The sequence below is a fragment of the Arachnia propionica genome (genome assembly GCF_003859805.1).
GTDB classification, from domain to species: domain Bacteria; phylum Actinomycetota; class Actinomycetes; order Propionibacteriales; family Propionibacteriaceae; genus Arachnia; species Arachnia propionica_C.
The window spans coordinates 1-557 of the sequence record NZ_RQZG01000055.1 but is presented as its reverse complement, the minus strand read 5'-3'; the positions used below and the strand labels follow the sequence as shown (position 1 = coordinate 557).

Here is a 557-nt window from a genome sequence, read left to right as displayed (position 1 = left end):
CGACGGTGAAACATCCGACTCCCCCAATCTGAAATCAGCCCTGGGATCCACCGGGGGAACAAACCGCACCGTGTCCAACGCAGCAGTCAACTCACCCGGAATCCTCCCGGAGTTGATCTTCCCGGTCATCCGGAAGGCCCAGCAGTTGTCCCGACGACACAAAACCCAGGACTCGTTGACATACTCATTCTGAGTCTTCTGTCCAATCATTACCCCTCTCACACCGCAGGCCTTCTCCCCATCAATGAACCTCGGCTCCAACCATTCACTGAAATCTTCCGGGTAAGCAAACATAATCGTCTCCTCACGAAAGCAGAGCCCCTGCAGAGTGTCCTTCCCAGCACGCCGATACGCCACACGGCCATTCACATGAAGATGCCGACCGTCCGACTCGCCACCCACAGCGAGGTTCCAGTCCCAAGACCTCGGAGTACGCGTCGAGAAGTAGAATCGATAGCCCAAAGGCGGAGTCATCACCAACCGATCACCCACCTCACTGTCAGTCAACCGCTGCGTCGCCCAACTGTTCGGCAGAGCCTCCTCCTTCGGAAACACCT

The 557-nt window shown here is 57.1% G+C and carries 1 protein-coding gene; it reads right to left on the bottom strand.

Features of this window, described 5'->3' with window-relative positions; all coding sequences use genetic code 11:
• The coding region (locus EII34_RS16385; protein ID WP_221620337.1) for a hypothetical protein at nt 1-294 on the bottom strand (294 nt) is incomplete at its 3' end.
• Between the last annotated feature and the right edge of the window lie 263 nt (nt 295-557).